The sequence below is a fragment of the Glutamicibacter sp. JL.03c genome (assembly GCF_025854375.1).
Lineage (GTDB): Bacteria > Actinomycetota > Actinomycetes > Actinomycetales > Micrococcaceae > Glutamicibacter.
In genome coordinates this window covers 1109892-1131110 of record NZ_CP107575.1, presented here as the reverse complement: position 1 = coordinate 1131110, position 21219 = coordinate 1109892, and the positions used below count along the sequence as shown (strand labels likewise).

Genomic DNA, 21219 nt, shown 5'->3' with positions numbered 1-21219 from the left:
TCAGCTAGCCATGGACACCAGATTCGGGGCCCACAAGCTGAAGCCTACTTTTCAGCGGGCTTCAACCGCTCCAGAACCCCGGAGATAACCTTCTTGTCCACGGTCGGCCACATCGGAGGCAGAGTAGCCTTCAGGAAGCTGCCATAACGCGCCGTAGCCATTCGCGAATCAAGGATGGCAACCACGCCACGGTCGTTGACCGAACGGATCAATCGACCGGCTCCCTGAGCTAAGCGAATCGCGGCATGCGTGGCAGAGACCTGCATGAATCCATTGCCACCATGTTTGGCGACGTCCTCGGTTCGAGCCTTCGAAATTGGATCGTCAGGTCTCGGGAATGGAATCTTGTCGATGATGACCAAACGGCAGGAATCCCCTGGAACATCGACTCCCTGCCACAGCGTCATCGTGCCGAAAAGACAGGTATCGCGCTCGGCCGCAAACTGCTCCACCAAGGATTTCATGCTCGCTTCGCCCTGGCACAAGATGTCTACGTCCAGGCGCTCCCGCAAAATGCTTGCAGCTTCTTCAGCCGAACGCTTCGATGTGAAGAGCGCCAAAGCTCCACCACCGGACGCTTTGATCAGATCTTCAATTTCGTCCAGCGTCTCGGCTGCGAGTTGGCGGCCCGGTTTTGGCAGGTGCTTGGCGACGTACAAGATGCCCTGCTTCGGATAATCAAATGGGCTGCCCACATCAACACCGGTCCATGACGGAGCGCCGGCCCCCATCAGCCCTAGCGAACCGGCCACCGCATCAAACTGGGATCCGATGGCCAAGGTCGCGCTGGTGAGCACCACGGTACGGCCATCAAAAAGGCCTTCGCGGAGTTTTCCTGCCACCGATAGCGGTGCTACGTTCAACGTTGCAGGTTGGGACTCTTCCGCCTCAACATAGCCACGGCCTTCGACAAATTCCCGAGGGCGCGTCGTATAGAGAACTTCTCGTCGTTCTTCGGATTCAAGCATTCGAATGGCGTCATCCATGACGGCCTGCAGCTGGGAGCGTGCCGTCTGACGTCCGCCGTCAGCAGGCGCATTGGCTTCTGGCTTGGACAAGGCCAAGGCCAGCCGCGCCTGTTCAACGATGTCGTTAAGCGCGATTCCCATATCTTCACGCAGGCCATGTTCCAACAACCCAGTAGGAATCCCAGTCAGGGACTTCTCCAGTCGGTTCGCTGCCTTGACCATTTCATCAACGTTCACACCGCAGTGCCGTTTGGCGCCACCAGCAGCAGTCATCACCGTTCGCGCGGACAGAGCACCAGATACGGAACTGGTCACACGATCCTGAAGCTCATGGGCCTCGTCAATAATCGCGACATCAAAATCAGGCAGTACCGACAACCCCTCAAAGGCAGAAACCGCCAGCAATGCGTGATTCGTGATCACCACATCGGATTCTGCCGCACGAGCGCGTGCCATCTCCGAAAAGCATTCGTCGGCCATGGGGCACTTTTGAGAACCCAAGCACTCCATCGCGGATACCGAGACTTGCTTCCACGCTTTGTCGCTGACGCCGGGCACCAGCTCGTCCCGGTCACCGGTATCCGTGCGCTCAGCCCAGTCTCGAAGCTTCATCACTTCGCTTGCCAGTGGCGAATACGTCGTGCTTGCGGGGACCGCTGGCTCGTCCATCGAGAACAATGTGCCTTCATCGTCGGGGTATCCCCCGCCGAGCTTGTATTGGCACAGGTAGTTGGAGCGGCCCTTAAGCAGGGCAACATCCATGGGCCGGGAGAGCTTGCCCTTGAGCGATTCAAGTAACCGCGGCACATCGCGACCGACAATCTGCGATTGCAATGCGAGAGTTGCGGTGGAAACAATGACCGGCTTGGCGCTAGTTTGCGCATGCGCGAGCGCTGGAATGAGATAGCCCATGGACTTTCCCGTTCCGGTACCGGCTTGAACCAGCAAATGCTCTTCGTCTTCCAGGGCAGTCACCACGTGCTTGACCATTTCCTGCTGGCCGGTGCGCATGGCACCGCCCATGGAAGTTACCGCGGCCTCAAGAAGCTCAAGGGCCTGCTCTTGCTTATCCATGAATGTTGAAAGTCTCCAACTCTGCAGCGAGTGAATCGCGAACCTTCACGATCAGTCGAGTGCCGTTTTCCAGGTGTTCGCTCTGCAAGATCTCAGATTCGCTCTGGTGCAACTTGGCGATCAGATCCCCGCGGTTATACGGGATGAGGACCTCCAGCTGAATGCCAGGGCGTGGAATCGAAGTGCTGATCTTCTCCAGCAGCTCTTCGATACCCTCACCCGTGTGCGCGGACACTACTGAGGTATTCGATTCGCGATTACGGATGCGCTCAATGACGCATGGATCCGCAACATCTGCCTTGTTCAGGACGATGATTTCAGGGATATTCAATGCATCGACTTCGCCAAGTACTGTTCGAACAGCCTGGATCTGTCCCTCTGGGTCGGGGTGCGAGGCATCCACGACGTGCAAGATGAGATCCGAATCGGCGATTTCTTCCAAAGTTGAACGGAAGGCTTCGACCAACTGAGTGGGAAGGTTCGAAACGAACCCGACGGTGTCCGCCAGCGTGTAGGTCAGCCCGTCTTCAGTCGAGGACTGGCGCACGGTCGGATCCAGCGTTGCGAACAATGCGTTTTCCACCAGCACGCCGGCGTTGGTCAGGCGGTTGAGCAAAGAGGACTTGCCAGCGTTGGTATACCCGGCGATAGCCACGGCAGGTACTTCATTGCGCTTGCGATTGGCTCGTTTTGCTTCACGCGCAGGCTTCATGGCCTTGATTTCACGACGCAGCTTCGCCATGCGGTCACGAATGCGACGACGGTCCATTTCGATCTTGGTTTCACCGGGACCACGCGAACCGATACCGCCACCGGCCGCACCGACGCGTCCACCAGCCTGACGGGACATCGATTCACCCCAACCACGAAGACGTGGCAGGAGGTATTCAAGCTGGGCTAGCTCGACCTGTGCTTTACCTTCACGGGACTTCGCATGCTGGGCGAAAATATCCAGGATCAAGCTGGTGCGGTCAATGACCTTGACCTTCACGATATCTTCGAGGGCACGACGTTGTGAGGGTGCCAATTCGGCATCAACCACCACAGTATCGGCACCGTTGGAGGCAACGATTCCTCGCAGCTCCTCGGCTTTGCCTGATCCCAGGAATGTGGATGGATCCGGCTTGCTGCGTCGCTGAACGACGCCGTCGAGAACCTCGGAACCTGCGGTTTCTGCCAAAGCGGCAAGCTCACGCAGGGAATTTTCCGCGTCCGTGACGGTACCTTCGCTCCAGATGCCAGCCAAGACAACGCGTTCAAGGCGAAGCTGGCGGTATTCGACTTCGGTAACGTCTTCCAGCTCGGTGGATAAACCGGCAACACGACGAAGAGCGCGGCGTTCCGCGAGGTCGTCTTGGTCCCCATCGTATTGGGTGAAACCTGAGGAGAAGCGGTTCAGTGCGGTGGCTTGTCCGGAGAAGATCGAGGAATCTTCTTCTCCGAAATGTTGCACTTGCGGGCTTTGGGCTTCATCAGCTTCGAGGATCCGGTCGATTGCGGCCTGGATCTGGGCATCATCCATTGATGCCGAATCGTGCTCGTGTGACTCGGAGTTAGTCATGGTCTCCTTAGAAGTACTTCGCATTCCAGAATAGTGCGGGTGACCCCCAGTTCGCGACGTGACGCGATGGGGTTCAGTCGGTTCATCAAACATTCGTGGTCCTTTTGACGGCGCTCAAAACTACAGGCAGGCAGGTGAATGCGGGGTTACCGAGGAGCAAAGGCGAATGGCAAGTGTGTGATGCACGACTTGCAGAAATTAAAAATGACTTCGCTGCCTATGGATCGTTCAAGGCGGGCACGGCAAAATGGCGCGCCGGCGCAGAAGATCTCGTGGTAACCACGGCGGTTACGGATTAGACGAAAACGAAAGTCATAGGGAAAACTCTATCAGTCATGGCCTTAGCTGCCTATATCGCTTTGCTCACGTTGATTGCACTGGTCTTTGGCCTCGGGATGCACAAGGATAAACTTTGGCTATGACCTCGGATCACTACTTCACCGCCAGCCCGGCTTCGGCAGACGAACGACGCATTATCGACGTAGAACTCAACGGCACGGTACGCAAGGTTGAAACTGCCGCAGGGATTTTCTCGCCGGCCGGTTTGGATAAAGGCACCGCGGTGTTGCTGCAGCATGTACCGACGCCCCGCGGACGGGTATTGGATATCGGGTGCGGTTGGGGTCCCATCACCTTGACTGCCGCTGAACAGTCGCCGGCGTCTACGGTCCATGGAGTCGATGTCAATGAACGTTCCATCGAGTTGACTCGGCTCAATGCTCGGCGTCTGGGCCTGGACAACGTCGTTGTCGGGGCCCCCGATTCCGTAGATGCAGCACTCGAATTCGATACGATCTGGTCCAATCCGCCCATCCGCATCGGCAAGGAAGCCTTGCACGAGCTGCTGATGCTTTGGCTGCCTCGACTTGCAGCCGGCGGAGAAGCTTGGCTGGTCGTGCAAAAGAATCTGGGAAGTGATTCGCTGCAGAAATGGCTGATCGGCCAGCTTCCCTCCGATTGGTCCGTGACGCGTGAGGCCACGGCCAAGGCCTTCCGCGTATTGAAGGTTTCGCGCCCCGCTTAGTTCACCTTTTAGACGACTGCAGGCATCCGTCCAGAGGACAGATGCCTGCAGTTTTTGGCTCTACCTGCTATTTGGAGCCAATATCGCCCCGAGCCACTATCTCCGCGGGACCCGAAAGGATCGTGTCTTCGCCGCCACGTTCGTTGGCGCGGAATTCAACGCCGACCACGCCGCCTGGAACCGACACGGCCCACTGGTTGATCAGCGCGGTGCCACGGGCCCAATAGCGAACGGCAGCAGCTGCCGCACAGGCACCGGTACCGCAGGACAGCGTCTCCCCTACGCCACGTTCGTGAACGCGCATCGTCACCTGTGCCACGCCGTCTTCCTCGATCAGGGGCTCATTGGGAACCACGAACTCGACGTTGGTGCCATTCTCCGGCTTGGGCGCGACTTCTGGTTCGACAAACAGGTCAAGGCTTTCAAGCATGTCGAGATCGGGCAGGGCTACTACCGTGTGCGGGTTGCCCATGGTGATGCTCAAGGCTGGAACGGCTTGCTCCCAGCCACGAGGCTTGACCATGGAATCGATGGAGTCTGCTTCGGCCTTGTCCTCGAAGATCAGTCCCCACGGCCCCAGATTCACCGCGTAGCCTTCGACAAGCCTGGTGATGGTCTTGACACCAGCGCGGCTCCCGATGAAGATGCTCTGGCCAATCTGGAGATCCACCAGGCCTTCAGCAATCAGGAAATGGGCGAAGGCGCGCACCCCATTGCCGCACATTTCGGCGATGGACCCATCGCTGTTGCGGTAGTCCATGAACCAGTAGGCCTCAGGATTCTCGGTCACCTGCTGTTCGTATCCGGGCACTTTGGCGGTCGGAACTGCGCGGATGAGCCCGTCGCCGCCAATGCCGAAGCGTCGATGGCACAGCGCTGCGACCTGCTCAGCGGTCAGCTCAACCGCGGCCTCCGGGTCCGCTATCAAAACGAAGTCGTTTCCGGTGGCGTGCCCCTTGGCGAAGGTCTGTCCCGCCAGTTGGCCCAGTTCGGTGCTGTACATCGATGCTCCTTGCATGGTGGTTCCTCTTACGACTTGCCGATCAAGGCAAGTGCCTTGCCAATGAGGTCCGGCTCGGTGGGGTTCAACCAGCTGACCCGTGGGTCTGCGTTGAACCATGTGATCTGGCGTCGGGCAAATTTCCTGGTAGCTATCACCGTCTGGCTGATGGCTTCAGCCCTGGTAATGGTCCCGTCTAGATAATCTGTGTACTGCTGGTATCCAATGGCACGAGAGGCTGTCTTGCCGTCGCGCAAGCCGCGTTCGAGCAATCCGGCTACTTCTTCAGCCAGTCCCATCGCATCCATTTTGTACACACGTGCTTCCAATGCTTCATGTAACGCTGGACGATCATAATTTAGTCCGATCTGCAGTGCCGGGGCGATGTACTCGCGCTGTGGCATGTAGGAGCTGAACGGACGCGCGGAGATTTCATAGACTTCCAGCGCCCTGATGGCCCGGCGCAAATCCAGGTTGCGTGCCGCCGACTCCGGGTCCACAGCGGCGAGGCGGCGGCGAAGCTCCCCATCGCCCTGCCGCTCCACTTCTGCTTCCAGCTTCTTCCTGACGTCCGGATCAGTAGGCGGAAAATCGATGACATCCAGCGCTGCGCGGACATAGAGCCCTGACCCGCCAACCATCACCGGCATTTTGCCTCGAGCACGAATGCGGCTGAATTGTGCTCGCGCTTGCTCCTGGAAGGCAGCGACTGAAGCCTCTTCCGTAATGTCCAGGATATCCATCAAATGGTGCTCTACGCCCCCGCGTTCGGAGACCGACAGTTTCGCTGTGCCGATATCCATTCCGCGATAGAACTGCAGTGCGTCGGAATTGACAATTTCCCCGCCCAGTTCCTGGGCCAGTGCAATCGCCAGGTCCGATTTACCGGTTCCGGTGGGCCCGACGATGGCGATGACCGGCAAGTTAGTAGCGGCCATCGGGTTAGCTGCGCACCTTGAGGGTCGGCATGCCAAGGTTCGTTCGCCCCGCTGCGTTGCTGGTTCCTGGAGTTGGAACGCCACAGCTCTCTGCCTGGGATCGATCCCACGCATCGCCGGCACGGGAACGGCGCAACGAGTATTGGTCAATGCTTGGATCCGAGATCAGGTGGAAGGCCGCAACCTCAGTCACCGGCAACGTCACCAGATCGCCTGGTCGCGGCGCTTCTGCGCCTTCAGGCACAGAGAAATGCACGAGTCGCTGATCCTGCGCACGGCCAGCGAGGCGATGGGTTTCCTCAGCCTTGCGCCCGGACTGTTCGGTCACCATGACCTCCACGGTGCGTCCCAGTTGCCTCGCGTTTTCTTCCTTGGCGATTCGATCCTGCAATGCGGTAAGACGCTCGTAGCGCTCTTGGACGACAGCCTTTGGCAGCTGATCTTCAAGGCTGGCCGCTGGAGTCCCAGGGCGCTTGGAGTACTGGAAGGTGAATGCCGAGGAAAAGCGCGAAGCCTCAACGACATCCAAGGTCGCCTGGAAGTCTTCTTCGGTTTCCCCAGGGAAACCGACAATGATGTCGGTGGTGATCGCGGCATGGGGAATGCGCTCTCGCACCTTGTCCAGGATTCCCAGGAACTTCTTGGAACGGTAGGAGCGGCGCATGTCCTTGAGCACCTTGTCGGAGCCGGACTGCAATGGCATATGCAGCTGCGGCATCACATTGGGCGTTTCGGCCATGGTCTCAATGACGTCGTCGGTGAATGCAGCCGGGTGCGGGCTGGTGAAGCGAACGCGTTCGAGCCCTTCGATTTCGCCGCAAGCGCGCAGGAGCTTGCCGAAGGCTAGTCGATCACCGAATTCAACGCCGTATGAGTTCACGTTCTGACCCAGCAGGGTTACTTCGATGGCTCCGTCATCAACCAGTGCTTGGATCTCAGCCAGTATCTCGCCGGGACGGCGGTCCCGTTCCTTGCCTCGCAAGGAGGGGACGATGCAGAAAGTGCAGGTGTTGTTGCAGCCCACCGAGATGGATACCCAGCCTGCGTATACCGACTCGCGTCGTGTTGGCAACGTTGATGGGAACACATCCAGGGACTCGAGGATCTCTAGTTCTGCCTTCTTGTTGTGCTCGGAACGTGCCAGCAAGGTAGGCAATGAGCCGATGTTGTGTGTACCGAATACCACGTCGACCCAAGGGGCCTTTTTCAAGATGGTGTCTCGGTCTTTCTGCGCCAGGCAGCCTCCGACGGCGATCTGCATTCCGGGGCGTTCGGCTTTGATGTTCTTGAGGATACCGAGGTTTCCGTAGAGCTTGTTATCCGCATTTTCCCGAACGGCGCAGGTGTTGAAGACGACAACGTCAGCAACATCATCCTTGAGCTCTTCGGGCTTGCGGCTTAGCCCGGCGTCTTCCAGAAGGCCCGAAAGACGCTCGGAATCATGGACGTTCATCTGGCAGCCGAAGGTGCGTACTTCATAGGTACGCGACGATTCTTCAGTTGCCGGGTTGCTCACGGTTTGTTGCTCAGTCACCCTTCAAGATTACCGAAATTTTCAAGGAGCTGAAATGTAGGCAACCCTAGGGAGAATGCTTTCCTATCGGAGCCTGATGCTCGTGGATAAACCCATGCCTGTCGTCGACAATTTCCGATAGAGTCGAGTTGTTCCACCTGTTGATGATACAAAGGATTGCGCTGCCCCATGGGAGAAAACTCTGGAGGACAAGCCAGCAGGCCTTCAAAGCGGGCTTCGCTTCCCCTGTCGCGCTCAATGAAGGTATTCCACTGGTGGATGGCTTCGCTCACTGCCCTATTCCTCTTTGCCATTCCGATCATCATCGGCGTCATCCCGCCAATCGATTACAAAACAGATGATCTGCTTTTCAACGTTGGCGTGGGTTCTGCATTAGTTGGAATTACCGCGATCTGCCTATGGGTATACCAAAGTTTCGACGACTGGCTATTCCGCCTGGGCAAGGGGCCGACACGAGGCCGGAAGAAACGCTAGTCAACAGACCTGAATCGCTCTTCCCACTCCTCACGGGCTACCTTGAACGCCATAGAACCGTTATAGCCTTTGCGCCCCAGCATTCCGACCAGGCGGCGCAGCGCCTTATCCCGGTCCACTCCCATTGATTCCGGACGAAGCTTGGCGCGCACCAGTTCCCTGGCTCGCCGTTCCTCGGCTTCATCATCAATTTGTTCCAGGGCCTCGGCCGCGAGCTCATCGTCTACGCCTTTGGAACGCAGTTCATGTTTGATTGCACCACGTGCGAGTCCTCGAGAGCGGGCCCGGGTGACGACCCAGGACTTGGCAAAACGCTGGTCGTCAACGAGGCTGATTTCTGCATATCGCTCGATGACTTCGTCGGCGATATCCTCCGGGCAGTCTTTTTCCAGCAGCTTGTCCTTGAGCTGCTTTGCGGTCTTATCGCTTGCGGTGAGCTGGCGCAGCAGGATGCCTCGTGCCTTCTCCCGCCATTGCTCGCCAGTCAGCTCTTCAGACTCCCCAGATTCCCGGGCAACCTTGCGGGCTTCGCGCGCCTCGCGTCGTTCCTTTTTCGAGGGCTTCTCTGGGGCCGGAGCGGCAACGATGCGTTCCATCGCCGCGCGCAGTTCATCAACGCTCTCCTGCTTTTTGCTCTCTGCCGGCGCAGGAATAATGATGCGGCGATTACCGTGTTCAGGAAGTCTCGATTCGGTTGATCCACCGCTTCTCGGCTTTTCACCGCGGTCCTGCATTTCTTGTGGATCAGGCTTCGCCCAATCCGGCATGTCGTCAAAGCTTCCTTGAAACTCTTTCGAAACGGACGTAGCGTCCGACCCGGATTTGCTTCCGGGGCGGACGCTACGTCGTTGGAAGTTTGAGGACACTACTTGTCGCCCTCGACAACTCGCAGTTCTGTCTCGTCTTCTTCAACTTCGTCCTTTGGCAGGACGCCAAGCTTCTGCAAGATCTGACGCTCGAGTTCGTCAGACAGGTCTGGGTTATCGCGCAGGAAGCGACGGGCATTTTCCTTGCCCTGGCCCAGCTGGTCTCCATCGTAGGTGAACCATGCACCGGACTTCTTGACCAGGTTATGCTCAACACCCATGTCAATCAGCGAGCCTTCGCGCGAGATTCCGTGACCGTAGAGGATGTCGAATTCAGCCTGCTTGAAAGGAGGAGCCATCTTGTTCTTGACGACCTTGCAGCGGGTACGGTTACCCACCGGGTTGGTGCCCTCTTTCAGGGTTTCAATACGGCGAATATCGATACGAACCGAAGCGTAGAACTTCAGGGCCTTACCACCGGTGGTGGTCTCAGGGCTGCCGAAGAAGACGCCGATCTTTTCACGCAGCTGGTTGATGAAGATCGCGGTGGTCTTGGATGCCGACAGGCGACCGGTGATCTTGCGCAGAGCCTGCGACATCAGTCGAGCCTGAAGACCGACGTGGCTATCGCCCATTTCGCCTTCGATTTCGGCACGTGGTACCAGTGCTGCCACGGAGTCGATAACGATGATGTCCAACGCGCCGGAGCCTACGAGCATATCCATGATTTCCAGTGCCTGTTCACCGGTATCTGGCTGGGAAACCAGAAGCGCATCGGTATCTACGCCGAGCTTCTTGGCGTATTCCGGATCCAAGGCGTGCTCAGCATCGATGAAGGCGGCGACGCCGCCAGCCTTCTGCGCGCTGGCAACAGCATGAAGTGCCACGGTGGTCTTACCCGAAGATTCCGGGCCGTAGATTTCTACGACGCGTCCGCGTGGCAGGCCGCCAATTCCCAGAGCGACATCCAATGCGACCGAACCGGTTGGGATCACTTCAATAGGCGCACGGGTTTCATCGCCCAGGCGCATGACCGAGCCCTTGCCATAGGCCTTGTCAATTTGGCCGAGGACAGCCTCTAGTGCCTTTTCTCGATCATTATTTGCTGCCATGGTTCACCTTTGCTCGTGCAAGCCGATAGCGACCTGCTCATGATTTATGTCCTGCTGTAGACAGTATGCTCGTCCACCGACACTTTGGACCCCGATAGCCCGCCAGTGTGGACAATCTCAGTGCTTAAGTTTTTGGTGCAGTTTCCTGCGTTGTTTCTAGGATAACCATATCCGAACAGATGTTCGAAATCCAACACGGCATTTTCGAAGTTTCGAAAACACAATTTTCGAGTTGTATGGCTAGGAATCCTTGGGTTCGATATCCACGCCGAGCCAGCGCTCTGCGGGAACATCCTGGGCGCGGCATAGCGCTTCCCAGATTTGCTTGGGCTTGATGCCCTTGTTCAATGCCTCGGAAGGCGTAAGGCTCTCAAGTTCGGTCAGCGCCATGGAGTCGGCCAGGACGTGCGAGTACCGCGGCCCGAACTCGGCCTCCATGTTGCGCCAGAAATCGCTGATCTTCACCTAGTTATTCTCCCATGACATAGACAAGGAGCCCACGCGGTGAGCGTGGGCTCCTTGTGCGGTTCCGGAAAACTCGATTACTGAGTAGCGGACACCATAAGATTTTTTGGACTTAGACCGAAGCCAATGGCTTTCCGGCGCTCTTGTCAGCGAACTCGTTGGCCATGTCGGTAGGCACGGTATCAGGGATGGCGATACCTTCGGCCAGTGCTACACGCTCGGATACCTCACGGAGCATCAGGGACAGGGGGATTTCTAGCGCCACGCAAATCGAGGAAAGCAGCTCCGAGGATGCTTCTTTCTGACCGCGTTCAACTTCGGAAAGATATCCGAGGGAAACTCGGGCGCTATGTGAAACCTCGCGAAGGGTGCGTCCTTGGCGCTGACGGACGTCGCGCAGAACATCGCCGATTTCATGACGGAGTACTACCATTTTGTGCTCCTCCTTCTCGGGCTGGACCGTATGGGCTTCTCCCATATCGCGCCAACGGACAACACCATTGACAGTAACGGGTTGCTTGACCATAAATTTAGCCTTTGCTCCTAGGTCCATCTCGAAGATCTGTTTAATACGGGGGCCATCCTTGTGGCCCTGTAATTCGTACAACGGCGGGTCATACGATTTTGTTCCCCGATCCTCAGCCTAATCTGAAAAATGAGACACATTCCACATAAAGCACGATTTTTGCGAAATATCTCGGGAATCATAGTCTTGCGCGTCTTACTGTGAAGAAGCTTTATTCAAGATGGCAGCCAACTGCTGAAGTGCCGCCGTGGCGCTTTGCTCGCGAATCTGGGCTCGGTCACCAACAAAGTGATGAACTTTGGATCCCGATTCTTCGCCCGTGGCCCAGCCGATGTAGACCGTCCCAACAGCCTTGCCGTCGTGTGCATCCGGTCCGGCGACGCCCGTGGCCGAGACGGCCAGGTCCGCACCGCAAGCTTGCAGCGCGCCAACCGCCATCTGCCGAGCGACCTCGGGATCAACCGACCCCTGGGCTTCAAGCAGCTGCGCGTCAACGCCGAGCAGCTGCCGCTTCACGTCGGAGGAATAGCTGACAACTCCCCCGCGCAACACAGCCGATGCGCCAGGCACTTCAGCCAAGCGGGCGGCGATCATCCCAGCCGTGAGGGACTCTGCCGTGGCCAGCTGAACGCCCCGTTCGATAGCTGTTGCAATGACGATGGGAGCCTGCGGCTTCATCATGGCCTGGAACCTACTTCTGCTTCTTGGAAGCGGCGACCAGCTGGCCTGCCTTGATCAGGTACTCCACACCGGTCACTACCGTCACCGCCACGGTCAGCAGCATCAGGTACCAGGCAACAGTGTGCAGCCATTCGATGGTCTGCGTGTATGGAAGCAGGTAAAGGCCGATCACGACCGACTGCAAAACGGTCTTGACCTTGCCGCCCATATTCGCGGCAATGACCCCATAACGGATGACCACAACGCGCAGCAGGGTGATGCCCCACTCCCGAACCAGAATCACGATGGTGACCCACCATGGAAGCTCGGCCAGGATCGAGAAGCAGACGAGCGCGGATCCAGTGAGCAGCTTGTCGGCGATCGGGTCGGCGATCTTGCCGAAGTTGGTGATCAGCCCGCGGCTGCGTGCCAGGTCCCCATCCAGCTTGTCCGTGTACATGGCCAGGACGAACAGCACCAGGGCAACCCAGCGCCATAAGCCCTGCTGCGAATCATCGGCCAGCAGCGCCCAGACGAAGAAAGGCACTATGATGATGCGGATGGTCGTGAGCACATTGGCGATGTTCAGCGTCGGTACCGGTGGCTGGGCGCCGTGGCCAGCTTGCTCGCTCATGGTTTCTAGTTTCTTCCTGTCAGGTCCCAGGCGTCTTCGCCGGGTTCGTCGGAGCCGTCGAAGTAGTCAACGGCTTGCGGGCGATCATCCAGATCCTTGGCCACCAGGTCTTCGGCGTACTCGGCCACCGGATCCGCGTGGTTCACCTTGGCTTCCTGCACCAGCGCGGCTTCGGTGGCTGACGGCGCGGTAGTGGCAGGATCGTCGCCGCGCATGGCGGCCAGCACCATCGGCAGGTCATCGGGCTGGATGAGCACGTCGCGGGCCTTGGAGCCCTCGGAAGGTCCTACGACTCCGCGCGATTCCATCAAGTCCATCAGGCGTCCTGCCTTGGCGAAGCCGACACGCAGCTTGCGCTGCAGCATCGAGGTGGAACCGAACTGGCTGGTGACCACCAATTCGGTGGCCTGCAGCAGCAGGTCCAGATCGTCTCCGATGTCCTCGTCGATCTGCTTCTTCTTCTCGGCGGCCGGAATGACATCTTCGCGGTATTCCGGGGCCAGCTGCGTCTTGACGTGTTCGACCACGCGCTGGATCTCGGACTCGGTCACCCAGGCGCCCTGCACACGCATCGGCTTGGAGGTGCCCATGGGCAGGAACAGGGCGTCACCCTGGCCCAGCAGCTTCTCGGCGCCCGGCTGGTCCAGGACCACGCGGGAGTCGGTGACCGAGGAGGTCGCGAAGGCCATGCGCGAAGGCACGTTGGCCTTGATCAAACCGGTGACAACATCCACCGATGGACGCTGGGTCGCGAGCACCAGGTGGATACCGGCGGCACGAGCCAGCTGGGTGATGCGCACGATCGACTCTTCCACATCGCGCGGTGCGACCATCATCAAATCGGCGAGCTCGTCCACGATCACCAAGAGGTACGGGTACGGCTTGAGCACGCGCTGCGAGCCCTCAGGCGGATGGACCTTGCCCGCCTTGACGGCCTTGTTGAAGTCGTCGATGTGCTTGTACCCGAAGTTCGCCAGATCGTCGTAGCGGGTGTCCATTTCGCGAACCACCCATTGCAGGGCTTCGGCGGCCTTCTTGGGGTTGGTGATGATCGGGGTGATCAGGTGCGGCACGCCCTCATAGGCGGTGAGTTCCACGCGCTTGGGGTCGACCATGACCATGCGCACCTCATCCGGGGTGGCGCGCATCAGGATCGAGGTGATCATCGAGTTCACGAACGAGGACTTGCCGGCACCGGTGGCGCCTGCCACCAACAGGTGCGGCATCTTGGCAAGATTGGCGACAACAAAGCCGCCTTCCACGTCCTTGCCCACGCCCATCACCATCGGATGCTCGGTCTTGCGGGCGTTGTTGCTGCGCAGCACGTCGCCGAGGGCGACAACTTCCTTGTCGGTGTTCGGGATCTCGATGCCGATGGCGGACTTGCCGGGGATCGGCGAAAGGATGCGGACATCCGATGAGGCCACCGCGTAGGAGATGTTCTTGGCCAGGGCCGTGACCTTTTCCACCTTGGTGCCCGGGGACAGCTCGATTTCGTAGCGTGTCACCGTCGGGCCACGGGAGAATCCGGTGACCTGGGCGTCGACTTTGAACTGCTGCAGGGTGTTGGTCAGCGCGTCGACTACCACCTGGTTGGCTTCCGAGGCTTCCTTGGCCGGCGGGCCGGCGGGCAGGTAGCTGTCTTCTGGCAGGGTGTAGGTGACGTCGCCCGAGAGCTGCAGCTGCTCGCTGCGCGCCGGGATTGGTGCCTGCGGGCTGGCCGAGAGGCCGGCGGCCCGCGAGGAAACCTGGTCCATGGCGGAGGTGGTGGCCTCTGGCTCGGCCTTCAGGCCGATGTTGGCCATGATCTCGGCCATGTCGCTTTCGGCCTTGGTGGGGCGCTTCACCCCTGGAGGCGGGCCGGCAGGCTTGGGCGTCGACGCGGCCGGGATGGCCTGGGTGGCTGCTTCGCTGGCGTCGGGGCCATCGAAGTCCGGACGGGCGATGGCCTGCGTAGCCGCTTCATCGGCGTCGAAGATCTTGCCGGAATTGCGGTTGCTGACCGGCAGCGAGGTCGTCGAGGCTTCGGAGAAGTCTTCTGGTCCGATGACCGCCTTGTCGTAGGCGACATCGCCTGGGCGCTCGGTGCTTTCACGTCCGTCCACGTCGTAGACCTCGGTGACCTGGCGGGCAGCGGCGGCGCGGCGTTCGAAGAATCCTGGCTTCTTCTTCGGGGCCGGGGCCACCGGCTCGTCCTCGGGATAGAGGTAGGACTGGTCGTGCTGTTCGCGCGTCGGATCCAATTCGGCCGGGGTGCTCTGGCGTGCAGGCTTCGGTGCCTGCGGGTCCTGGCCCAGCAGGCGGTTGTAGCCGGCGCGGATTCGCTGTGGAATCTGGGTAAATGGCGTCGCGGTGACAATCAGGATGGACATGAAGGCCAGGAAGATGAACACGGCCATGGCGCCGGGGACCGTGATCAACAGTCCCAGCGGCGTTCCGAGAATGGAGCCAGCCATTCCGCCGGCACTCCACAAGACCTCGAAATCATCGCTCACCGCTGGCGATCCTTGCGCCAGCGACGCGATGGATGAGCCGGAGAGCGTCATGATCAGCAGGCCGATGCCGATGCGGTTATTAGCCGTCACTGCTTCCGGGTAGCGGAAGAGCCGAAAGGCCCCGATGAACAAGATCACCGGCAGCAGCACGGCCATGAAGCCCAGGGTGCCGCCGACGACGGCATGCACTCCTTGGCCGAACCAGCCCGATTCGCGCAGTCCCCACCATTCGATGATGGCAACAGTAATGGCGATCAGGGCGAGGAAAAGTCCTGTGCCGTCACGGCGCAGTTTGTAGTCAGGGCTGACAGTCCCGCCGATGCGGCGGAAGGCGCCACCAAAAATCCGGGCGATGCCCATCCATACGCTGCGCAGGGCGCGTAAGGGCAGGGCGAGTTCCTGTTCCGGATTCTCGGGCGTTTTCTTGGAGGACGAAGAGCTGGACGCCTTGGGTTTACGCGTCGCCGGCTTCTTCGTCCCCTGAGACTGAGTACGTGGGGCCATAGTTCAAGGGTATCGCCAACAGCTGTATGCGCCCCGAATTTACACGTCTGCACGGGGTTTGGCGAGAGCTAGAGAATGATCACGTGATTGGCAGCTGGCCTATTTCGAATAGCCGATCACCAGGGTGTAGCCACCAGCGCTTTGCAGGCAAGCGTGTTTTCTGACTTTGTAGCCCGATGACTTGAATGCCGCGACGGTGGCGGTTTCCATTGTGGTGCAGGTACCGGCACTGGCCACCGGTTGGGTGTAGGTCTTGTTGTTTGCCTGGGCCGCCGGCATGGCGGATAATCCCATCACGCAGGCCAGGAGGCCGGCCATCGCAGACCTGCCTAGGCGACTGTTCAGCGTCATTTTTCCTCCTCGGCTTTGTCCCCGATGCCTCTCGCGCAGCCTTCGCCCACTGATCCGCGGCGGTTATATCCCGCCGACCCCGGCAGGCTCCATGTCCACACCCCAAAACATATGTTGGCTAGGCGTCATTTACAACTGCTCGCATCCAATCCAGGCTACGAGAAGTCCAGTCCCAAGAGGGCATTTTCCGTGACCTCCGGTAGTGCAGGGTGGATCCAGTATTGCTCGGTGGCGACTTCCCGCACGTCCAAATCGAACGCCATCACCGTGATCATCTGCTGGATCAACGTCGAGGCCTGCGGCCCCATGTAGTGGGCACCAAGCAGTTTGCCGGTGTTCCTATCAGCGATCAGCTTGGCCAGCCCGCTGTGATCTTCCATTGCCCAGCCATAGGCCACATCACCGAACTTTTGCACTTTGACCGTGATTTCATGCCCTGCTTGGCGGGCTTCGTCCTCGGTCATGCCCACATAGGCGATTTGCGGATGGGTGAACACGGCCGCAGGGACATGGTCATGTGGCATCTTTTTCATGTTCTGCGGGTTGAGCAGGTTGTGCCGCACTGCGCGCATTTCCGCGTTAGCCACGTGCTTGAGCATGTACGGAGATGAGACATCGCCCAATGCCCAGATGCCCTGGGCCGAGGTGGACCGGCCAAATTCATCAACGCTGATGCGACCGTCCTCGGCTTCGATGCCGGCGCGTTCCACGTCGAGTTCGTCGCCGTTGGGAATGCGGCCTGTGGCGACCAACAGCACCTCGGCGCTAACGGTTGATTCATCATCCAGTGTCACGGTGACCCCGTGGCCGTCCTGGCTGACCCCCGCGATGGTTTTGCCGGAGTGCACATCGTAGCGTTGCGCGGCCAGGTCATTAAAGGGTTCACGCAGGTCGGTATCCAGATGGCGCAGCAGTTCGGAGCGGGCAATGATACTCACCTTGGTGCCCAGGGCTTCGAAGACATGGGCGAATTCCATGGCGATATATCCGCCACCGACGATCACTATCGATGCTGGTTGCCCGGCCAGGCGCATGATGTCGTCATTGGTATGGAAATGGACACCGCTCTGGGCAATCACGTCGGGGATGAAGGGACGGGAGCCAGCGGCCAGAACGATCTGATCCGCGCTGATAGTCAGCTGTTTCGACCCCTGCCCGGTCGTGAGGGTCCGTTCCGCGACGAACCGGGCGTGCTGGTCATAAACGTCGATGTTCGGGGTCTGATCCCCTCGGCGATATTCTTCTCCGCCTCTGGCGATGAGGTCGATCCGCTGATCAAAAACTCGATTGACGATGCCTGGCCAATCCACCGAGTTCACTTGGGCGTCAATTCCCAGGCGCGAGGACTCGCGGGTTTCCAATGCGGTATCGGCGGCGTAGACGTACATCTTGGTTGGGATGCAGCCCACGTTGAGGCAGGTGCCTCCGAAGGTTCCCTTTTCGATGATGGCAATGGATTTGTCATCGAATTCGGGGCCGGGAATCGAATTGCCCGAGCCTGTACCGAGAATGATCAAATCGTAGTGCTTGTCTACCGAAACAGCAGTGGAATTCATCTTGGCAAGTCCCTTTCACGGTAACGGATCGCTCTTCCCGGAGGTTATCACCCTGGAAATGATTCGTCGGTTGTAGATCGTGTTAAAGCGATTCAGCGGCCTGCCACAGTTCTCTGATCCGGTGGTTGGCCGCTGAATAAAATGGCTTCACGCAGCGCCGCTGCGCCTACAGCCCCTGCTCCGAGAGCCACGATTTAGCGATATCAGCAGCCGATTTCTTATCGACAGTGCTTTGGACGTTCAGGTCAATCAGCTCTTGGGCGGTGAGCTTTTCGCTGACCGGGTTCAAGACCTCCCCGAGCTTCGAGGATTGATCCGCGGTGACCACCGGAACGACATTCGAGGCCAGGAAGAGGGACTTGGGGTCCTCAAGGACGACAAGGTCTTCGGTCTTGATGCGTGGATCAGCGGTGAACACATTGGCCACGTTGACCGTACCGGCCACAAGATCTTCCACCGTGGTGTCACCGGTCGCTGAGAACTCGGTCTTCACGCCATAGGTGCTCTCCAGGCCCTTCGGTCCGTACGGGCGCTCTGCCAGCTCAGGTGGGCCGCCAAGGGTCAGCTGTTCCTTGGCCTTCGCTAGATCTTCGATGCTCTTCAGGTTGTTGTCCTGCGCAAATTTGCGGGTCACCGTGTAGGAGTCCTGGTCAGAAGCTTCAGCCTCGTCGAGGACTGCCAGCGACTCAGGAAGCTCCTGCTCCAGTTCCTTGTAGACTTCCTCGGATGAGCGGGCATTGGTGTCTTCCTTGAAGAACTGGAGCAGGTTGCCGGTGTACTCGGGGAAGACATTGATGCTGCCGTTCTCCAGCTGAGGCATGTAGGCGTCGCGCTGTCCGATGTTGAACTGGCGATCGACTTGCAAGCCTGAATTCTCCAGAGCCTGCGCGTAGATTTCAGCTACGATCTCGTTGGAATAATAGGCCTGCGAACCCACAACGACTGTCTCGGAGCCCGACTTCTCCGAACTGCTCTGCGTCGCTAGCGGATCCGAGCTGGAGCATCCGGCCAAAGCCAACGACCCCGCCGTCACCACTGCTGCCACGCGTGCCACCTGTTTGATTTTCATGTCAGTTCCTTATCTTCCGCTTTTGAGTGATCTGCTTCGTGCTTTTTGGTTGTCGTCTTTGGGAAGCCTAGCCCACGCGGGATCGAGGCCTTCTGTGCTAGTGCAAGTAGCAAATCAAGCAGCAGGGCCAGCACCGCGACCAGCAATGCGCCGCCAAGCACCATGTCGAATCGGCGCAGGTTCAACCCGGTAATGATCGGAAGTCCCAGTCCCCCAAGGTTCACATAGGCTGCGATTGTTACCGTCGCTACCACTTGCAAGGTCGCCGCCCGGATTCCTCCGACCAGCAAGGACAGCCCCAGAGGGATCTCAACCTTCAACAAGATCTGCCATTCGGTCATTCCCATGGCCCGGGCTGCGTCGACAGTTTTGCGATCGATGGCCTCGAATCCGGTATAAGCTCCGGCGAGCAACGAAGGTATGGCGAGGACGACGAACGCCACGAGCGCCGCTGCCGGCTTATGGGTGACACCGAAGAGCAGCACCAACAAAATCAGCAGGCCGAAGGAAGGCACAGCGCGGGCAATGCCGGCGGCTGCCACCGCGATCTCGCGCCCCCTGCCGGTATGGCCGATGGCCCATCCGACAGGGATGGCGATGATGCCGGCGATGACAACCGAGAACAGGGTGAAGAGCAGATGCGCTCCCAGCAGCGCCTGCAGCCCGTCTTTGCCCTCCCACTGTTCGGGGGCGAATAACCATGTGAATGCTTCAACCAGCAAGTTCATGAGGCGACCGCCTGCGAACTCGTCGCCGTGCTTTTGGCTTTCTGCTGCGGATCTTTCCGGATCCAGGGCATGAGCCAGCGTCCTAGCAGAACCAGGAGCAGGTCAACGATCAAGGCAATGAGAGCCACCGCCACCAGCCCCGAAAACACCTCGACGATGATGCGCCGCTGCAGGCCATTGGTGAACAAGTAGCCAAGGTTCGTGACACCGACCAGGATTCCCACGGTGGCGAGCGAAATCGTGCTCACCGCGGTCACTCGAAGCCCCGCCAGGATGACCGGTCCAGCCAATGGCAGGTCCACGGCGAAGAACCGGCGGGCGCTGCCGTAGCCCATGGCCGTGGCTGCCGAGCGTGTTGCGGAATCCACCGAGTTCAGTCCGTCCACGACGCCCCGGACCATGATGGCCACCGCATAGATGCTCAGGGCGACAATCAAGTTCGCTTCGCTGATGGCGCTCATTCCGGTGATCACCGGAAGAATCATCAGCAAGGCCAGCGAGGGAATGGTGTAGAGCAATCCTGTCAGCGTGACGAGCGGTCCGCCGACCAATCTGTAGCGCCAGGCGATCCACCCCAACGGAACGGACAGCACGAATCCGATGACTATCGCGATCAAGGACTGGCGCAAATGCTCGATGGACAGTGAAGCAATCAACGCCAGATTGTCTGAAATCCAGGTCATGGACGCGGTCCGTCCTCAATCAGCCGGCCTTGCGTGCGTCCCTGCGCGTCGACCAGCACCGGGCCGTGCGCCGTCTGCTTGACGCTCAATGCCCTGGATCCGCGCTGAGCGCCGATGAAGGAAGCGACAAAGTCGTTGGCGGGATTCTCGATGATGTCGCTCGGGCTACCCACTTGGAGTTTCTGGGCGCCTGCGGCGAGGATGACTACCTGGTCCCCCAGCAAGAACGCTTCGTCGATGTCGTGCGTGACAAAAACGATGGTCTTATCCAGTTCCTTCTGCAATCTGAGCAGCTCGTTTTGCAATTCGGTGCGGACGATGGGGTCCACTGCTCCGAAAGGCTCATCCATCAGCAAGATGTTGGGGTCCGAGGCCAAGCCGCGGGCTACGCCCACGCGCTGCTGCTGGCCTCCAGATAGCTGGTGCGGGTACCTGTCGGCCATGGAATCGGAAAGCCCGACAGTTTCCATCAATTCCAGCGCCCTGCGGCGAGAGGACTTCCTTGGCTCCCCCATCAGCCGGGGAACGGTCGCGATATTCTCTGCCACGGTGAAGTGCGGGAGAAGCCCCGAGTTCTGCATGACGTAGCCAATGCTCCGGCGCAATTCCACAGCATTCTTGGCTGAAATGTCTTCGCCATCGATGCGTACCGCGCCCGCACTGGGGTCCACCATGCGGTTGATCATCCGCAGCAGGGTCGTCTTGCCGCAACCGGACGATCCGACAAAAACGGTTGAGCTGTGGGCGGGGATCTGCAGGTTGAAGTCGCTGACCGCAACGGTGCCATCAGGATAGTGCTTGGAAATATTTTCGAATTCGATCACTTCTCGACTCCTCAAGATGGCTCTACGGTCATTCTGCCTCATCGAAGTACTTCCCGATACACGGCACAGGCTCAACACTGCACCCAAGTGGCTGGGAATTTAAAGGCAAATTAATAGATCAACAGTAGGATTGGTTACAATGCCCGACACTCCTGGAGGAATATTGTGAAGCGTCGTACTCTGCTGGTTCTCTGCCCATCATTACTTGCCGCAACTGTGGCATTTGCCGCTGC

Annotated in this window: 21 protein-coding genes; 2 read left to right on the top strand and 19 right to left on the bottom strand. The window is 59.0% G+C overall.

Annotated elements, in window-relative coordinates; translation table 11 throughout:
* Positions 1 to 44 precede the first annotated feature (44 nt).
* Together OF385_RS05220 and hflX are read right to left on the bottom strand one after the other, a co-directional pair.
* Positions 45 to 2042: an ATP-dependent DNA helicase gene (locus tag OF385_RS05220; protein ID WP_264277306.1), complete on the bottom strand. Its 1998-nt coding sequence runs from the start codon at positions 2040 to 2042 to the stop codon at positions 45 to 47.
* Positions 2035 to 3696, bottom strand: a complete 1662-nt coding sequence (gene hflX / locus OF385_RS05215; RefSeq protein ID WP_413468103.1) for a GTPase HflX — start codon at positions 3694 to 3696, stop codon at positions 2035 to 2037. The genes OF385_RS05220 and hflX overlap by 8 nt, the downstream gene beginning before the upstream one ends.
* A gap of 325 nt (positions 3697 to 4021) precedes the next feature.
* Here hflX and OF385_RS05210 point away from each other — a divergent pair, with 325 nt between their 5' ends.
* Positions 4022 to 4627, top strand: a complete 606-nt coding sequence (locus OF385_RS05210; RefSeq protein ID WP_264277304.1) for a class I SAM-dependent methyltransferase — start codon at positions 4022 to 4024, stop codon at positions 4625 to 4627.
* 67 nt (positions 4628 to 4694) lie between these two features.
* Here the strand turns inward: OF385_RS05210 and dapF are convergent, their stop codons facing one another.
* The 4 genes from dapF to OF385_RS05190 form a co-directional block, all read right to left on the bottom strand.
* Complete coding sequence (dapF, locus tag OF385_RS05205) at positions 4695 to 5630, bottom strand: diaminopimelate epimerase (protein ID WP_264277303.1); 936 nt, start codon at positions 5628 to 5630, stop codon at positions 4695 to 4697.
* A 26-nt stretch (positions 5631 to 5656) separates the two neighbouring features.
* Entirely contained in the window at positions 5657 to 6565 is a 909-nt protein-coding gene (gene miaA / locus OF385_RS05200; protein ID WP_264277302.1) for a tRNA (adenosine(37)-N6)-dimethylallyltransferase MiaA, read from the bottom strand.
* Between the two features lie 4 nt (positions 6566 to 6569).
* Positions 6570 to 8018 carry a tRNA (N6-isopentenyl adenosine(37)-C2)-methylthiotransferase MiaB gene (miaB, locus tag OF385_RS05195; protein WP_264277863.1) on the bottom strand — a complete coding sequence of 483 codons (1449 nt, stop codon included), beginning with the start codon at positions 8016 to 8018 and terminating at the stop codon, positions 6570 to 6572.
* Between the two features lie 77 nt (positions 8019 to 8095).
* Positions 8096 to 8371: a hypothetical protein gene (locus tag OF385_RS05190; protein ID WP_264277301.1), complete on the bottom strand. Its 276-nt coding sequence runs from the start codon at positions 8369 to 8371 to the stop codon at positions 8096 to 8098.
* Between OF385_RS05190 and OF385_RS05185 the strand changes: the two genes are divergently transcribed.
* Positions 8358 to 8573: a hypothetical protein gene (locus OF385_RS05185; RefSeq protein WP_264277300.1), complete on the top strand. Its 216-nt coding sequence runs from the start codon at positions 8358 to 8360 to the stop codon at positions 8571 to 8573. The two genes, OF385_RS05190 and OF385_RS05185, sit on opposite strands and share 14 nt — an antisense overlap.
* Here the strand turns inward: OF385_RS05185 and OF385_RS05180 are convergent.
* From OF385_RS05180 to OF385_RS05120, 13 genes are all read right to left on the bottom strand, one after another.
* Complete coding sequence (locus OF385_RS05180) at positions 8570 to 9340, bottom strand: regulatory protein RecX (RefSeq protein ID WP_264277299.1); 771 nt, start codon at positions 9338 to 9340, stop codon at positions 8570 to 8572. The genes OF385_RS05185 and OF385_RS05180 overlap by 4 nt on opposite strands.
* Positions 9341 to 9438: 98 nt before the next feature.
* The gene (gene recA / locus OF385_RS05175; RefSeq protein WP_022875856.1) at positions 9439 to 10491 is read right to left on the bottom strand and encodes a recombinase RecA; all 1053 of its coding nucleotides are present in this window, start codon (positions 10489 to 10491) and stop codon (positions 9439 to 9441) included.
* Between the two features lie 240 nt (positions 10492 to 10731).
* Positions 10732 to 10956, bottom strand: coding sequence for a DUF3046 domain-containing protein (locus OF385_RS05170; RefSeq protein WP_022875857.1), 225 nt, complete (start codon positions 10954 to 10956; stop codon positions 10732 to 10734).
* Between the two features lie 112 nt (positions 10957 to 11068).
* Positions 11069 to 11482 carry a helix-turn-helix domain-containing protein gene (locus OF385_RS05165; protein WP_022875858.1) on the bottom strand — a complete coding sequence of 138 codons (414 nt, stop codon included), beginning with the start codon at positions 11480 to 11482 and terminating at the stop codon, positions 11069 to 11071.
* A 195-nt stretch (positions 11483 to 11677) separates the two neighbouring features.
* Complete coding sequence (locus OF385_RS05160; RefSeq protein WP_264277862.1) at positions 11678 to 12160, bottom strand: CinA family protein; 483 nt, start codon at positions 12158 to 12160, stop codon at positions 11678 to 11680.
* 13 nt (positions 12161 to 12173) lie between these two features.
* Complete coding sequence (gene pgsA, locus OF385_RS05155) at positions 12174 to 12776, bottom strand: CDP-diacylglycerol--glycerol-3-phosphate 3-phosphatidyltransferase (protein WP_264277298.1); 603 nt, start codon at positions 12774 to 12776, stop codon at positions 12174 to 12176.
* Positions 12777 to 12781: 5 nt separating this feature from the next.
* A complete protein-coding gene (locus OF385_RS05150) occupies positions 12782 to 15775 on the bottom strand; it encodes an FtsK/SpoIIIE family DNA translocase (RefSeq protein WP_264277297.1) in 2994 nt (997 codons plus the stop codon).
* Positions 15776 to 15874: 99 nt separating this feature from the next.
* Positions 15875 to 16126: a hypothetical protein gene (locus OF385_RS05145; RefSeq protein ID WP_264277296.1), complete on the bottom strand. Its 252-nt coding sequence runs from the start codon at positions 16124 to 16126 to the stop codon at positions 15875 to 15877.
* Positions 16127 to 16281: 155 nt separating this feature from the next.
* Positions 16282 to 17682 (bottom strand): mycothione reductase, encoded by a 1401-nt coding sequence (mtr, locus tag OF385_RS05140; protein WP_264277295.1) that lies wholly within the window; start codon positions 17680 to 17682, stop codon positions 16282 to 16284.
* A gap of 166 nt (positions 17683 to 17848) precedes the next feature.
* Positions 17849 to 18751 (bottom strand): ABC transporter substrate-binding protein, encoded by a 903-nt coding sequence (locus OF385_RS05135; RefSeq protein WP_264277294.1) that lies wholly within the window; start codon positions 18749 to 18751, stop codon positions 17849 to 17851.
* Positions 18748 to 19479, bottom strand: a complete 732-nt coding sequence (locus OF385_RS05130; protein WP_264277293.1) for an ABC transporter permease — start codon at positions 19477 to 19479, stop codon at positions 18748 to 18750. Before OF385_RS05130 ends, OF385_RS05135 begins: the two co-directional genes overlap by 4 nt.
* Positions 19476 to 20162: an ABC transporter permease gene (locus tag OF385_RS05125; RefSeq protein WP_264277292.1), complete on the bottom strand. Its 687-nt coding sequence runs from the start codon at positions 20160 to 20162 to the stop codon at positions 19476 to 19478. The genes OF385_RS05130 and OF385_RS05125 overlap by 4 nt, the downstream gene beginning before the upstream one ends.
* Entirely contained in the window at positions 20159 to 20986 is an 828-nt protein-coding gene (locus OF385_RS05120) for an ABC transporter ATP-binding protein (RefSeq protein ID WP_264277291.1), read from the bottom strand. Before OF385_RS05120 ends, OF385_RS05125 begins: the two co-directional genes overlap by 4 nt.
* Positions 20987 to 21219 lie beyond the last annotated feature (233 nt).

Excerpts from the sequence above, each read along its gene's own strand:
- OF385_RS05160 (WP_264277862.1), bottom strand. The coding sequence starts at position 12,160 with ATGAAGCCGCAGGCTCCCATCGTCATTGCAACAGCTATCGAACGGGGC.
- OF385_RS05220 (WP_264277306.1), bottom strand. The coding sequence starts at position 2,042 with ATGGATAAGCAAGAGCAGGCCCTTGAGCTTCTTGAGGCCGCGGTAACT.
- OF385_RS05180 (WP_264277299.1), bottom strand. The coding sequence starts at position 9,340 with ATGCCGGATTGGGCGAAGCCTGATCCACAAGAAATGCAGGACCGCGGT.
- miaA (WP_264277302.1), bottom strand. The coding sequence starts at position 6,565 with ATGGCCGCTACTAACTTGCCGGTCATCGCCATCGTCGGGCCCACCGGA.
- OF385_RS05130 (WP_264277293.1), bottom strand. The coding sequence starts at position 19,479 with ATGAACTTGCTGGTTGAAGCATTCACATGGTTATTCGCCCCCGAACAG.
- OF385_RS05125 (WP_264277292.1), bottom strand. The coding sequence starts at position 20,162 with ATGACCTGGATTTCAGACAATCTGGCGTTGATTGCTTCACTGTCCATC.
- OF385_RS05185 (WP_264277300.1), top strand. The coding sequence starts at position 8,358 with ATGGCTTCGCTCACTGCCCTATTCCTCTTTGCCATTCCGATCATCATC.
- recA (WP_022875856.1), bottom strand. The coding sequence starts at position 10,491 with ATGGCAGCAAATAATGATCGAGAAAAGGCACTAGAGGCTGTCCTCGGC.
- pgsA (WP_264277298.1), bottom strand. The coding sequence starts at position 12,776 with ATGAGCGAGCAAGCTGGCCACGGCGCCCAGCCACCGGTACCGACGCTG.
- hflX (WP_413468103.1), bottom strand. The coding sequence starts at position 3,696 with ATGTTTGATGAACCGACTGAACCCCATCGCGTCACGTCGCGAACTGGG.
- mtr (WP_264277295.1), bottom strand. The coding sequence starts at position 17,682 with ATGAATTCCACTGCTGTTTCGGTAGACAAGCACTACGATTTGATCATT.
- OF385_RS05210 (WP_264277304.1), top strand. The coding sequence starts at position 4,022 with ATGACCTCGGATCACTACTTCACCGCCAGCCCGGCTTCGGCAGACGAA.
- dapF (WP_264277303.1), bottom strand. The coding sequence starts at position 5,630 with ATGTACAGCACCGAACTGGGCCAACTGGCGGGACAGACCTTCGCCAAG.
- OF385_RS05145 (WP_264277296.1), bottom strand. The coding sequence starts at position 16,126 with ATGACGCTGAACAGTCGCCTAGGCAGGTCTGCGATGGCCGGCCTCCTG.
- OF385_RS05135 (WP_264277294.1), bottom strand. The coding sequence starts at position 18,751 with ATGAAAATCAAACAGGTGGCACGCGTGGCAGCAGTGGTGACGGCGGGG.
- OF385_RS05150 (WP_264277297.1), bottom strand. The coding sequence starts at position 15,775 with ATGGCCCCACGTACTCAGTCTCAGGGGACGAAGAAGCCGGCGACGCGT.
- miaB (WP_264277863.1), bottom strand. The coding sequence starts at position 8,018 with ATGAACGTCCATGATTCCGAGCGTCTTTCGGGCCTTCTGGAAGACGCC.
- OF385_RS05165 (WP_022875858.1), bottom strand. The coding sequence starts at position 11,482 with ATGGTCAAGCAACCCGTTACTGTCAATGGTGTTGTCCGTTGGCGCGAT.